The organism is Neisseria sp. P0016.S008, assembly GCF_051957775.1.
Taxonomy (GTDB): Bacteria; Pseudomonadota; Gammaproteobacteria; order Burkholderiales; family Neisseriaceae; genus Neisseria; species Neisseria flavescens_B.
Genome location: NZ_JBQCWB010000003.1, coordinates 222,353 through 235,094, shown reverse-complemented (window position 1 = coordinate 235,094; position 12,742 = coordinate 222,353). Strand labels below are relative to the sequence as shown.

14 protein-coding genes, 1 tRNA gene and 1 pseudogene are annotated in these 12,742 nt (G+C 48.8%); 12 read left to right on the top strand and 4 right to left on the bottom strand.

From position 1 onward, the window contains the following. Positions 1–141: 141 nt before the first annotated feature. Positions 142–334 (top strand): annotated as a pseudogene (locus tag ACTHS8_RS05330) (aminotransferase class IV); the annotation flags it as partial. A gap of 44 nt (positions 335–378) precedes the next feature. Here ACTHS8_RS05330 and ACTHS8_RS05325 read toward each other — a convergent pair. Beyond that, a complete protein-coding gene (locus ACTHS8_RS05325; protein ID WP_440373182.1) occupies positions 379–1,845 on the bottom strand; it encodes a TIGR00341 family protein in 1,467 nt (488 codons plus the stop codon). A 200-nt stretch (positions 1,846–2,045) separates the two neighbouring features. Between ACTHS8_RS05325 and ACTHS8_RS05320 the strand changes: the two genes are divergently transcribed. The 4 genes from ACTHS8_RS05320 to ACTHS8_RS05305 all read left to right on the top strand — a co-directional run bounded on the left by ACTHS8_RS05320 (position 2,046) and on the right by ACTHS8_RS05305 (position 4,952). After that, the gene (locus tag ACTHS8_RS05320) at positions 2,046–2,171 is read left to right on the top strand and encodes a hypothetical protein (protein ID WP_265511057.1); all 126 of its coding nucleotides are present in this window, start codon (positions 2,046–2,048) and stop codon (positions 2,169–2,171) included. Positions 2,172–2,431: 260 nt separating this feature from the next. Beyond that, a complete protein-coding gene (gene acpP / locus ACTHS8_RS05315) occupies positions 2,432–2,668 on the top strand; it encodes an acyl carrier protein (RefSeq protein WP_003679644.1) in 237 nt (78 codons plus the stop codon). A 162-nt stretch (positions 2,669–2,830) separates the two neighbouring features. Next, a complete protein-coding gene (gene fabF / locus ACTHS8_RS05310; protein WP_039861923.1) occupies positions 2,831–4,078 on the top strand; it encodes a beta-ketoacyl-ACP synthase II in 1,248 nt (415 codons plus the stop codon). A 181-nt stretch (positions 4,079–4,259) separates the two neighbouring features. Further along, positions 4,260–4,952 (top strand): hypothetical protein, encoded by a 693-nt coding sequence (locus ACTHS8_RS05305; protein WP_440373181.1) that lies wholly within the window; start codon positions 4,260–4,262, stop codon positions 4,950–4,952. Positions 4,953–5,006: 54 nt separating this feature from the next. Here the strand turns inward: ACTHS8_RS05305 and ACTHS8_RS05300 are convergent, their stop codons facing one another. Together ACTHS8_RS05300 and ACTHS8_RS05295 are read right to left on the bottom strand one after the other, a co-directional pair. After that, positions 5,007–5,336 (bottom strand): rhodanese-like domain-containing protein, encoded by a 330-nt coding sequence (locus ACTHS8_RS05300; protein ID WP_003679997.1) that lies wholly within the window; start codon positions 5,334–5,336, stop codon positions 5,007–5,009. A 52-nt stretch (positions 5,337–5,388) separates the two neighbouring features. Continuing rightward, positions 5,389–6,045, bottom strand: coding sequence for a protein-L-isoaspartate O-methyltransferase family protein (locus tag ACTHS8_RS05295; RefSeq protein WP_063076772.1), 657 nt, complete (start codon positions 6,043–6,045; stop codon positions 5,389–5,391). A gap of 182 nt (positions 6,046–6,227) precedes the next feature. On the opposite strand from ACTHS8_RS05295, the gene tpiA reads away from it, so the two are divergent. From tpiA to ACTHS8_RS05270, 5 genes are all read left to right on the top strand, one after another. Continuing rightward, a complete protein-coding gene (gene tpiA / locus ACTHS8_RS05290) occupies positions 6,228–7,001 on the top strand; it encodes a triose-phosphate isomerase (RefSeq protein ID WP_063076773.1) in 774 nt (257 codons plus the stop codon). A gap of 7 nt (positions 7,002–7,008) precedes the next feature. Continuing rightward, entirely contained in the window at positions 7,009–7,368 is a 360-nt protein-coding gene (secG, locus tag ACTHS8_RS05285) for a preprotein translocase subunit SecG (protein WP_003683944.1), read from the top strand. Between the two features lie 15 nt (positions 7,369–7,383). Further along, positions 7,384–7,469 (top strand) — tRNA-Leu (locus tag ACTHS8_RS05280). A gap of 90 nt (positions 7,470–7,559) precedes the next feature. Further along, a complete protein-coding gene (locus ACTHS8_RS05275) occupies positions 7,560–8,117 on the top strand; it encodes a UbiX family flavin prenyltransferase (RefSeq protein WP_063076774.1) in 558 nt (185 codons plus the stop codon). A 51-nt stretch (positions 8,118–8,168) separates the two neighbouring features. Then, complete coding sequence (locus ACTHS8_RS05270; protein ID WP_440373180.1) at positions 8,169–8,603, top strand: hypothetical protein; 435 nt, start codon at positions 8,169–8,171, stop codon at positions 8,601–8,603. Positions 8,604–8,655: 52 nt separating this feature from the next. Here ACTHS8_RS05270 and ppk2 read toward each other — a convergent pair whose 3' ends face one another. After that, positions 8,656–9,585, bottom strand: coding sequence for a polyphosphate kinase 2 (gene ppk2, locus ACTHS8_RS05265; protein ID WP_036492084.1), 930 nt, complete (start codon positions 9,583–9,585; stop codon positions 8,656–8,658). A 166-nt stretch (positions 9,586–9,751) separates the two neighbouring features. On the opposite strand from ppk2, the gene ACTHS8_RS05260 reads away from it, so the two are divergent. Then, a complete protein-coding gene (locus tag ACTHS8_RS05260) occupies positions 9,752–11,536 on the top strand; it encodes a chorismate-binding protein (RefSeq protein ID WP_440373179.1) in 1,785 nt (594 codons plus the stop codon). Between the two features lie 101 nt (positions 11,537–11,637). Beyond that, complete coding sequence (locus ACTHS8_RS05255) at positions 11,638–12,498, top strand: ParB/RepB/Spo0J family partition protein (RefSeq protein WP_039863743.1); 861 nt, start codon at positions 11,638–11,640, stop codon at positions 12,496–12,498. Positions 12,499–12,742: the final 244 nt, after the last annotated feature.

Sequence of the window (12,742 nt, the reverse complement as noted above, 5' to 3'; positions counted from 1 at the left end):
GAAACTCAAACTCGTCCTTGGTGCAGAAAACCTTGCCGGTGTGGGCGAACCGTTATCAATTCGATGCTGTAGAAACTAGTAGCGTTGTTTACAGTATTTCCAGGAGAATACTGAAACATGAACATGCACAAAAACACCCGTCTCACCCCGTCTCTGGATTTGGATATCCTCAACGGCATCATGCGCCAAGCCGTGTTGCAGCAGCTGCAAACCTACTTGGGCGCGGACACCGTCATCGAAACGCACATCACCCGCGACATGCTCGAACGCGCAGAAAAAAATCCGCCTCTCCAACGCCTTGAGAGGCGTGTTTGAGGCGGATTTGGTGTACTAGGAACAATCAATGATTTCTCGGAAATGGATAAAGCCTGAAGGCGATTATTCGTTAGACGGTTTATCTGTCTGAGACTTGTGCGTTTGCAATATGCGCACTACCTTACCCTCATAACGCTGGCGTAACCACGCCTGTATCCGCTCGTAATCTTTGGCAGGTAGTGGCTGCTCCAATTCGAGAGAGACAACGACGATATCGTCATATGTATCTGTCTTCGGTTCTGCGTTTTTTTGGCTTTCAGACTGTTCGGAAACAGGCGTTGTTTGCGCTTTATCCCAAGCCAAGCCGCGTCCGACAACGATTTTTTCCGCTTCCGGATATTGGGCTTTTAATTCCTTAAGTACCGCAGCATCGTCAGCACCGGCGGTATCGGCAGTTTTGCCCGCAAGCACGGTATCGATGTAGGCCTGCTGCTCTTTCAGATCATTTTGCTGCTGAACCGAGTTGTTTTGGCTTGCCAGCAATTCTTCGATTTTGGCATCGTCCCCTCCCGCATAAACCACGTTTACCTTCGGCGCTTTCACACCTGACGCTTCAAGGCTTTTCACCAGCAAGGCGGAAATTTTCTCGGCATTGCCCGTTCCATTGACAATCAGATCGACTTTATTTTCTCTATAGTTCAACATCTTACGCAGTACGAAAAAACCTTCCTGTTGCTTCGCAGTGGCAATGGCAGCATTGGCTCTGGTGTTGAAGATTTCCTGACGCACCAGTCTTGATGCCATATATCCGCTCGGAATCATCACTGTCAACACTACGGCTGTGATAATAATACGGTGTAGTCTGCGTTTGGTCTCACTTACCAGCCCCCTGCGCGGCAGCTTAAGTAGTTTGGAAAACAGTAGGGTGGAAAAAGCGATGAACACGCAGTTGATGGCAAACAGATAAAAAGCACCGAAAAAATAGTGCCAGTTACCGTGTGCTAGTCCATAGCCCGCCGTGCACAGAGGAGGCATCAGTGCAGTGGCAATTGCCACACCCGGGATGGCATTGCCTCCTTCTTTGCGCGTTAATGCCACAATGCCTGCACTACCGCCGAAGAAGGCAATTAACACGTCCCATAGGGTTGGCTGGGTACGTGCCAAAAGCTCGCTTTGTGCCTCTTTCAACGGGGTTAGCAGGAAATACAGTGTAGCGGTAACCAAACTGATGACGATGAACACAATAATATTGCGTGCTGCTTGGCGGATCAGTGCAGTATCGCCTACCGCGGCACCGTAACCCATACCGACGATCGGCCCCATTAACGGGGAAATCAACATCGCCCCGATCACTACTGCCGTGCTGTTTACATTCAAACCGATACTCGCCACGGCAATGGCAAACATTAATACCCACATGTTAGGTCCAGATACCCGCGTATTGGCACGGATGGCAGCATCGATTTTGTCAGGATGAGCTTGGTCATGTGCAAGGTTGAATACATCTTGCAGTTTGGTCATGGCACCATTGTCTTCTTGTTTCTGCTTTTCTTGTATTTCCTGATTTTTACTTTCTTCCTGATCTTGCATATGCGTATCCTAAAGTTTTAATAGTTTATTTTAAACATCTAATTCATAAAGAATTTTTGAGTAATGAAATAATGCCTTGCCATTACGGCTAAATCTGACAGGCACACTTCCCGCAATTTACAATATATTAGCATACGTCCGCAAACTTTTCCTCCGTTAGATGAAGGAAGGGCAAAGTTGCCGTTACAGCAAGCCGTAACGTGGGCTTTACCCACGAGATGAATGCCAAAATGAAAGTCTATGTGACTGTTGTCGGATTTAGTTGTTGGATGGTGGATTTCGTGGGCAAAGCCCACGCTACTTGGGTTATCCCAAATCTGCCTTGATTGAATAAAAGGTCGTCTGAAAACAGGGAAATCAGTTTTCAGACGACCTTTCCGCTTCTTAACTTATTGATACCAAAGAAAAACAAATTCCTGCTTGTAGGTTAAAATCAGCCTATGCTAATATGCGCAACAACAGGTTTTTCCAGAATAATCTGTGCTAAAATGTAGGATTAGATGGAAAACTCTATCCGAATTCGGTACAATACCGACGAATTATTTCTCTTAAACAACCTGCCGTAAGGCGAAAAGGAACGACTGACATGTCAAACATCGAACAACAAGTTAAAAAAATTGTTGCTGAACAACTGGGCGTAAACGAAGCCGAAGTGAAAAACGAATCTTCTTTCCAAGACGATTTGGGTGCTGACTCTCTGGACACCGTAGAACTGGTGATGGCTTTGGAAGAAGCTTTTGGCTGCGAAATCCCTGACGAAGACGCTGAAAAAATCACTACCGTACAATTGGCTATCGACTACATCAACGCCCACCAAGGCTAATCGGTCGCACCAAACATCCAGCCTCTGCTGCGCCATCGCAATAGAGGCTTTTACCTTATTATTAAACCCCTGAAATTTCAGACGGCATGAGTTTTGCCCGTTTTCACGAAGAAAAAGAGCAAGGCTGCCGCGAAAATCCCGACAACCAACAGCGAGATTATCATGAGTCAGAGAAGAGTAGTCATCACAGGTCTTGGCCAAGTATCACCGGTCGGCAACGACGTCGCCACCGCATGGAGCAATCTGCTCGCAGGCAAAAGCGGCATCGGACGAATTACCCGCTTTGACGCATCCGACATCAACAGCCAAATCGCCGGCGAAGTGCGCGATTTCGACATCGGCCAATACATCAGCGCGAAAGAAGCGCGCCGTATGGACGTGTTCATCCACTACGGTATTGCCGCCGCCCTGCAAGCCATCAATGATTCAGGCTTGGACGATTTGGAAACCCTCGACAAAGACCGCGTCGGTGTCAACATCGGCTCCGGTATCGGCGGCCTGCCCAGCATCGAAGCGACCGGCAAAGCCGTTATCGAAGGCGGCGCGCGCAAAATCAATCCTTTCTTTATTCCAGGCTCGCTGATTAACCTGATCTCCGGCCACGTGACCATCCTCAAAGGCTACCGCGGCCCGAGCTACGGCATGGTGTCTGCCTGTACGACCGGCGCGCATTCTATCGGCGACTCTGCACGACTGATTAAATACGGCGACGCAGACGTGATGATTGCCGGCGGTGCAGAAGGCGCGATCAGCACTTTGGGCGTTGGCGGTTTCGCCGCCATGAAGGCACTTTCCACCCGCAACGATGATCCTGCCACCGCTTCCCGTCCGTGGGACAAAGGCCGTGACGGTTTCGTCATTGGCGAAGGCGCTGGCGTGCTGGTGTTGGAAGAATTGGAACACGCGAAAAAACGCGGCGCGAAAATTTACGCCGAAATTGTCGGCTTCGGCATGAGCTCCGATGCCTACCACATTACCGCGCCTAATGAAGAAGGCCCTGCATTGGCGGTTACCCGCGCCCTGAAAGATGCCGGCCTGAATCCTGAAGACGTTGATTACGTCAACGCACACGGTACATCGACTCCTTTGGGCGATGCCAACGAAACCAAAGCCATCAAACGCGCTTTGGGCGATCATGCGCGCAAAGTCATCGTTAACTCCACCAAATCCATGACCGGCCACTTGCTTGGCGCAGCCGGCGGCGTGGAAGCGTTGTACAGCGTGTTGGCGGTACACGAGCAAAAATCTCCACCGACCATCAACATCTTTGAACAAGACGTTGAAGCCGGTTGCGATCTGGACTACTGTGCCAACGAAGCGCGTGACGCGAAAATCGACGTTGCCATCTCCAATTCCTTCGGCTTTGGCGGTACCAACGGCACATTGGTATTCAAACGCTTCAAAGACTGATAGAAGGTTTTAAGTAGATTAAAAGGCCGTCTGAAACTTGGTTTTCAGACGGCCTTTTTTATTTCGAAAGCTAAATATTCTTGATAATCTGTATCATTTGTATAAAAATACCGATTCCTATCAATATCGCCCGGATTTTATCGGGTAATCAACCCAATTACATTTTTATCAGGAGTCTGCAATGAAAACTATCCGTATTCTGGCATTGGCCGCCGCACTGGCTGCCGTACCTGCATTTGCGTCTGATTTCGGCCATGAACAGGCATTGATCATAGACGGCAAGCCTGCCCATCTGTCAGAAACTTCAGCCCGTATTTTGGCAAACGAAACCCTGACTGCGCCGCAACTGGTCGAAGACATTACCGACGGATTGGGTTCGAATAAAATTCCGGGTTATAAATTGATGATTATGGGCCGCACTTATTCGGTGGCGGCAGAAACCAAACCGCCGAAAGAGGGCCAAACTCAGTGGCGGGACAATACGTTTATTCATCGAGGTGTAAAACTGTTTGTCGGTATTCCGGTTAAAAACGGCAAGATGGATTTGGCGTCTGCCCGATTAATTAATATCGGCGTGGTTGACGACAACGGTGGTGTTGCTCCGCACGACAAAGATGAGAAAATCCGCCCCGTCGGCAAACAGCTGATGTCTCCAGATACCAAAGTGGAAAATGTGAAACTCAATATTGCCAAACTGACGTTGCCAAATATGAAATTGGGCGAAACCAGTGGCGGTGGTGTGAAATTGGAAGCATCGGCAACATTGGACGGTAAGCCGATACAGACTAAAATCGATAGCACTTTCTCCCGCTTCTATTCCGCTAAACCGGCGGCTACACGGCCGTTTATGGCAGATGCACGGTTTGTGAAATAATCGCAAAGGCCGTCTGAAATCCAGTTTCAGACGGCCTTTTGTTTAAAAATCAATTTAATATCGCATCATTTTGCTGTCCACCTGCATTGCCCAAGCATCAATACCGCCTTGCAGGTTGTAGAGGTTTTCAAATCCGGCATCTTCCAAATACATTGCCGTGTGCAGGCTTCGGATGCCGTGGTGGCAGTAAACGACGATGGGCAAATCGTCGTCGGGCAGCTCGTTTTGGCGCAGGGGGATGAGGTTCATCGGGATATGAATGGCGGCGGGCAGGGTGCAGATGGCGCGTTCTTCATCGGTGCGGACGTCGAGCAGATGAAATGCGCGGCCTTCGTCCTGCCATTGTTTCAATTCAGTGGGCGAGAGTTGGATGATGTCGGTCATAGGGTAGGGTGTAAAAGTATGAGGCCGTCTGAACTTTCAGACGGCCTGTTGTTTAAAAATCGAAATCGCCGAACGGATTGGCCGATTTGTCTTCCAAGTGTGCCACGACGGTGTCGAACAATACTTTTTCGGAAAACTCATTGCCGTTGCGCGTCAGCAAAAGCGCGCGTTGTACCGGTTTGCGGCCGACGATAACCACCATACGGCCGCCGTCTTTCAATTGCTCTTTCAGAATTTCAGGTACGCTGTCTACTGCGCCGCCTACATAAATCGCATCAAAAGGAGCGCCTTGCGATGCTTCGGTCAGGCCGTTGTTTTGCACATAATCAACGTTGGCAAAGCCTAATTCGTCCAAAACTTTTTTGGCGCGTTGCTGCTGCTCGGCATCGATGTCATCGGTAATGACTTTGCCGGCCAGTTTGGACAGCAGGGCGGTTGCATAGCCTGAGCCTGTACCGATTTCTAAGACGGTTTCGTCTTTTTTCAGTTTCAAACCTTGAGCCAGGCGGGCAACGACTTTGGGTTCCAACATCTTATGGCCGTTGGTCAGCGGCAGCTCCATATCCGCATAGGCCAAACCTTGAAAAGCCTCGCCGACAAAATGTTCGCGCTCGATCTCCTCCAAAGCATCCAAAATGTCGAAGTCCAAGACATCCCACGGACGAATCTGCTGTTCAACCATATTGAAACGCGCTTTTTCAAAGTCCATATTTGTGCTCCGTTCAATTCTTAATTTTATCGAAGCATACATTATAAATCCTTGTCGGAGAGTGTGCCATCTTTCAGACGGCCCAGAGGCTCGTTAATAATTGCCAAGCGCACATATATCCACTAAACTTTCACATTACACGACGCTACAGCAAGCAACAACCAACACACGGAGCAATAAAGATGTATCACCAAATCGGAATGTGGGATCAAAAATGGGTTATCGGCAACTGGAAAATGAACGGCCGACTCCAAAACAACAATGCGCTTATGCACCGCTTCCGTATCATGCCAACCGCAGAACGCGTGTTAATCGGCCTGGCCGCTCCGACCGTTTATCTGTTGCAACTGCACAACGCCATGCAGATTGTTTTGAACAACCGCATCTTGACCTGTGCGCAAGACGTGAGCCGTTTCCCGAATAACGGCGCGTACACCGGCGAAGTGTCCGCCGAAATGCTTGCCGACATCGGTACAGACATCGTCCTTATCGGCCACTCCGAGCGCAGCCTTTATTTCGGCGAGAAAAACGAAATCCAACGCCGCAAAATGGAAAACGTCCTCAACGTCGGCCTGATTCCATTGTTGTGCGTCGGCGAAAGCTTGGAAGAACGCGAAGCCGGTAAAGAACACGAAGTCATTGCCCACCAGCTTTCCATCCTGCAAGGTTTGAACACCCAAAACATTGCCGTTGCCTACGAGCCGGTTTGGGCGATCGGTACAGGCAAAGTTGCCACCGTCGAACAAATCGCCGATATGCACGCATTTATCTACAAAGAAATCTTGTCTTTGTGCGGAAGCGATGTTAAAATCCGCGTTCTTTACGGCGGAAGTGTGAAAGCGGATAACGCGGCCGACATCTTCGCAGTACCTCATGTAGACGGCGCATTGGTTGGTGGCGCGTCATTATCATATGACTCCTTTACCGCCATCATCAACGCAGCACAAGCCTCGTAGAAAACATATGGAAGCCTTTAAAACCCTTATCTGGATCATTAATATTATTTCCGCTTTAGCCGTAATCGTGTTAGTATTGTTGCAACACGGTAAAGGCGCGGATGCCGGCGCAACGTTCGGTTCCGGCAGCGGTAGCGCGCAAGGCGTATTCGGTTCTGCCGGTAATGCCAACTTCTTGAGCCGCTCAACTGCTATTGCCGCAACATTTTTCTTTGCGACCTGCATGGCGATGGTGTATATTCACACCCACTCCAGTAAGCACGGTTTAGACTTCAGCGATGTGAAGCAGACCCAGCAAGCTCCTAAGCCTGCAACGCCTGCACAAAACAATACAACTCCTGTTGCACCGAATCCTCAGCAGCAGTAAGACAATTTGATTTATGCCGACATGGTGGAATTGGTAGACACGCTATCTTGAGGGGGTAGTGGCCGTAGGCTGTGCGAGTTCAAATCTCGCTGTCGGCACCACATTAGAAAATCTAACCGCTTTTTAGCGGTTATTTTTTCGTCTTGAGAATCTGCCTTTCATTTACCTTTAGGTTGAGACAGGGAAATACAATGAAGCGTTTGGTTGTCGGCATCAGCGGTGCCAGCGGTTTTCAGTATGGCGTGAAGGCTTTGCAGCTTTTGCGTGAGCATCAGGTAGAAACGCATTTGGTGGTTTCGCAAGGGGCGGAGATGACCCGCGCTTTGGAAACGGATTACACCAAAGAAGACGTTTATGCTTTGGCGGATGTCGTGCATTCCGTCCGTAATGTCGGGGCAAGTATTGCCAGTGGATCGTTTTTGACGGATGGGATGTTGATTGCGCCGTGTTCAATGAAAACCTTGGCTTCGGTTGCTCATGGATTTGCCGATAATTTGCTCAGCCGTGCGGCGGATGTAACGTTGAAAGAGCGGCGCAAGCTGGTGTTGATGGTGCGTGAAGCGCCGTTAAACTTGGCGCACATTGAAAACATGCGTCGCGTGACAGAGATGGGCGGCATTGTGTTTCCTCCCGTTCCGGCTTTATATCAGAAGCCTGAATCCATCGAAGATATGATTACACACAGCGTCTCTCATGCTTTGGACTTGTTCGGTATCATTCAAAACAATGTGCCGCGATGGCAGGGCTGATGTTTCAGACGGCCTGAGTATAAGTTACGACTGAGAAGGAAGATAAAAACCATGCAAACGATTCCTGCCAATATAGTGAAGTTTTTGAGTAATCATCATGTCGTCAGTATTGCTGCTGCGGAAGAGGGCGAAGTTTGGGCGGCTTGCTGTTTTTATGTGTTTGATGAGGCGAATGCCCGCTTGATTGTGCTGACATCTTTGAAAACGAAGCATGGCGGAATGATGAGCCGTTCTGCCAAAGTAGCCGGCACTATTGCCGGACAACCTGACAGCATCGCAAAAATCAGCGGCATTCAGTTTGCGGCGACTGCCACTTTGATTGAGGATGAAGCGGATCTGAAAGCGGCGCAGTCTTTGTATTACAAAGCGCATCCTGCTGCCAGAGTGATGAAAAGCGATGTTTGGGCATTGAATTTGGACAGTGTGAAATTCACTGACAATAAATTGGTATTCGCACAAAAAACTTACTGGAATCGCAAGGATTAAGAAAAGGCCGTCTGAAAGATGAAATTTCAGACGGCCTTTTGTGCTTTAAGAATTAATCGTGTCCGATGTCTACGGTTTTTTCTTTGTAACGTGTGTCGGGAATCAAAACAATTTTATCGTCCACTTTGCCGATGGCTTTCACGTCTTTGCCCGGATAGTCCAGCTGGTGCAGGAAGTAGCGGATACAGTTCAAACGTGCACGTTTTTTGTCGTCGGAGCGGATGATGACCCAAGGCGCGTCGCCGGTATGGGTGTGGAAGAACATGGCGTTTTTGGCTTCGGTGTAGTCGTCCCAGCGGTCGAGTGACTGGATATCCACAGGGGATAGTTTCCAGTGTTTCAGGGGGTCGTCACGACGGGAGATGAAGCGGCGGAGTTGTTCTTCACGGGATACGGAGAACCAGAATTTGAACAGGTGGATGCCGCTGGCAACAAGCATACGTTCCAATTCAGGGGTTTGACGCATGAAGAGCAGATATTCGTTAGGTTCGCAGAAGCCCATAACGCGTTCTACGCCGGCACGGTTGTACCATGAGCGGTCGAAGAATACCATTTCGCCCGCGGTCGGCAGGTTTTGGATGTAGCGTTGGAAATACCATTGGCCGCGTTCGGTAGTGGTTGGTTTCTCCAAAGCAACCACGCGCGCGCCACGCGGATTCAGGTGTTCCATAAAGCGTTTGATGGTACCGCCTTTACCGGCTGCGTCGCGGCCTTCAAACAGGCTGACGATACGCTGACCGGAATCTTTAACCCAGCTTTGTACTTTCAACAATTCGATTTGCAGCTTCTGTTTTTCTTTTTCGTAAACAGAGCGGCGCATACGTTGTTTGTACGGGTAGTTGGCAGGAAGCGGTGCGCTGCTCGAATCTTCGTCAGTGCCGCGTCCTTCGTGTTCCAAAACAGCCTTTTCGAATACTTGCAGCTGGTCTTGTTTCTCGCCCAGTTCAACATTCTCGAACGGTTCTAATTGGTGGTCTGCCATAAAGTCTCCTTATCGATTAAGTTTTAAATGATATGGTGTGGTATGGTTTGATTCTACCCTTTTATACTTCGTTCGACTACATAAAATTACATTCGAGTGCTTTTTTTGAATTTGTCTGCTAACTTATGTAAAAGCAGCGTATAATCAGCCTATTTGTACAGCAATCATGCCTTATTTCGCCCTGTTTGACGATGCCGTGAGCGGCCGAGCAAAACTCTATCAAAATCATGTAGAAAGCCATCGGTTTTATCATAACGAACTGGATTCGTTAACAAGTATTTTGCAAGCCGGTTGGAAAAAAGGTCTGCATGCAGTGTTGTTTGCAGACTACGAATTCGGATTGTCATTGATGGATATTTCATCCGCGCGCAGTGGCAATTTGCGTTTGCACTGGTTTGCCGATTGTTCCGAAATCGATGCCGAAAGCTGGCTGTCCAATCATTCAGACGGCCTTGAGGCAGGCATCTCCACTCCCCGATTCTCCGTATCCGAAGCCGATTATCTCGAGCATATCCGTCAAATCCACGAAGCTATCCGCCGCGGAGACACCTATCAAATCAATTACACCGCACGCCTGCACCTACAAACTTACGGCAATCCGATCCAGCTTTACCGCCGTTTGCGCCAGCCTGTGCCGTATGCCGTTTTGTCTTGTCTGCCCGACGGGGCAGGGCAGGACGCGTGGACTTTGTGTTTTTCTCCCGAACTTTTCCTCAAAATCGATTCAGACGGCCTGATCACAACCGAGCCGATGAAAGGCACTGCGCCGATTCTTCATGATGGACAAGATGAACGCCGTGCCGTTGAATTGCAAAACGACCCGAAAAATCGCGCCGAAAATGTGATGATTGTCGATTTGTTGCGCAACGACCTCGGCAAAATCGCGCAAACGGGCAAAGTACGCGTGCCTGAACCGTTTAAAGTTTCCCGTTTCGGCAGCGTTTGGCAGATGACCAGTGCCATCGAGGCGCAGGTGCTGCCTGATGTTTCGGTTGCCGATATTTTCTGTGCAGCATTCCCGTGCGGCAGTATTACCGGCGCGCCCAAACGAATGAGTATGCAGATTATTGAGTCTCTTGAATCCGAACCGCGCGGTTTGTACACAGGCAGCATCGGCTTTTTACATCCGTGTGATACGGGTTTGGGATTTGAAGGCGTATTTAATGTTGTGATTCGTACCTTATCTCTGAAACCGGTTTCAGACGGCCTTTATCAAGGTGTTTATGGTGTCGGTTCGGGGATTGTGATTGATAGCGATCCTGAAGCTGAATATCGCGAGTGCGGTTGGAAGGCGCGTTTTCTCAATAACTTGCGGCCTGATTTCGGTATTTTTGAAACCATGCGCGTGGAAGACAAACAATGTCGTTTGCTTGATTTGCACTTAGGCCGTCTGAATAGCTCGGCACAAGCACTCAACCTGCCTTGGCCTCAAAATGCGGCAGAGCAAATCCAACACTATATAGATGCGTTGCCAAGTGGATTATTTAGAGTCAAAGCCGCTTTGTTTTCAGACGGCCTTGCATTGAGCCATGCGGCTGTTTCTGAATTGGATGGGCAACAATACGTCATCCTGAGTGAACACACATTAAACCAACGCGATTATCTACGCCGTTTCAAAACCACGCGCCGTGAAATGTTTGACCAAGCATGGAAAACGGCAGAAGGGCAGGGCGCATTTGATAGCCTGTTTTTCAATTCAGACAGCCTGTTGTTAGAGGGTGGAAGAAGCAATGTGTTCGTCAAATATCAAGGACAATGGCTCACGCCGTCTTTGGATTTGGATATTTTGAACGGGGTAATGCGCCAAGCGGTATTGAGGCAGCCGCAGCTATATTTAGGTGCGGATACAATCAAGGAAACCCATATCACGCGCGCTATATTGGAAAATGCGGAAGAAATCCGTTTGAGTAACGCTTTAAGGGGCATGTTTGCGGTTTCGCTCCGTAAATAAATGGCAATAGTCAAATCATCGTGATTCAAATTGTCGTAAAGCGGCAATATCCGATAGAATACGTCATTTCAACAATGAGGCCGTCTGAAAGGGAAAACAATATGGCAAAAGCAAAAGGTGGATTGGGACGCGGTTTGGATTCGCTGATTTCCAATGCAGTGGACAGCAGTAGTAGCGACCGCCTGACAACGGTTGCCATCGCCGATATTCAGCCCGGCCGCTATCAGGCGCGTGTGCAAATTGATGATGAAGCTTTGCAGGAATTGGCCGATTCCATTAAAGCGCAAGGCATTATCCAGCCGGTTATCGTGCGCGAACGTGGTCTGTCTCAATATGAATTGATTGCCGGCGAACGCCGTTGGCGTGCTTCCCAGTTGGCTGGTTTGACCGAAATTCCCGTCGTTATCAAGACCATTAGCGACGAAACCGCGTTGGCCATGGGTTTGATTGAAAACCTGCAACGTGAAAACCTCAATCCGATTGAAGAAGCTCAAGGTTTGAAACGTCTTGCCGATGAATTCGGCCTGACTCATGAAACCATCGCAAAAGCCGTCGGTAAAAGCCGTAGTGCCATCTCCAACAGCCTGCGCCTGTTGAGCCTGCCTGAGCCGGTTCAGGAAATGCTTTATCAACGCCGCCTGGAAATGGGGCATGCTCGTGCGTTGCTGACTTTGCATGTGGTTGACCAATTGGAGTTGGCGCAGAAAGCCGTCAAAAACGGTTGGTCGGTGCGCGAGGTAGAGCGCCGCAGCCAGTTGGCGCATCAAAAAGCCAAACCGGAAGCGGCCAAAACCATCAGCCCGGATATCCGCCGTATCAATGATGCCCTGACCGAGCGTTTGGGTGTCAATGCCGAAGTCAAAACCAGCAATCAGAAAAAAGGCAAAATTGTACTGCATTTTGATACGCCGGAAACATTCGAATATTTGCTGAAACAGTTAGGCATTAATCAAGAGTTTTAACAGTTTTATAAACAGGCCGTCTGAAAAAAGGTTTTCAGACGGCCTGAATTTTTGATAAAAGGACTGGTCGTACAGATGTTTACAATACAAATCAAAATCTTCTGTAAAATCTGTGTAGCAACATGTAATTTGTGTTAAACTCTGTTCCTGCAAAGATTTGTTTTATATGTGTTAATCATTTATCTGTGAAAAGTTCACAAAGATTAACATATTGCTTGACGTTAACAAACTTCTTGATTATATT